Origin of the sequence: Allobosea sp. WAO, from assembly GCF_001509835.1 — a bacterium.
Taxonomy (GTDB): Bacteria; Pseudomonadota; Alphaproteobacteria; order Rhizobiales; family Beijerinckiaceae; genus Allobosea.
The window spans coordinates 1-244 of record NZ_JXTJ01000035.1; the positions used below are offsets into that span (position 1 = coordinate 1).

At 66.4% G+C, this 244-nt stretch carries 1 protein-coding gene; it reads right to left on the minus strand.

Translation table 11 applies throughout. The features are described from left to right. A partial coding sequence (locus DK26_RS28295; RefSeq protein WP_282568063.1) for a carboxyl transferase domain-containing protein occupies positions 1-244 on the minus strand: 244 nt, incomplete at both ends.

Genomic DNA, 244 nt, shown 5'->3' on the forward strand with positions numbered 1-244 from the left:
ATAGGGCTTGTTCGGATTGTCCGGCACCAGCGTGTCGAGGCTGGTGTCGACCCGGTCGGGCACATCGAAGCTCGGCCATTCCGGCACGCCCGCCGTGTTGTTGGCCGGCAGGAAGTCGATCAGCCGGCGCACCTGCAGCAGCGCCTCGACATCGTTCTCGAAGGAGCCGTCAGCGACCGAGGATTTGGAGGTATGGACCCTGGCGCCGCCCAGCTCCTCGGCGGTCACGGTCTCGTTGGTGACG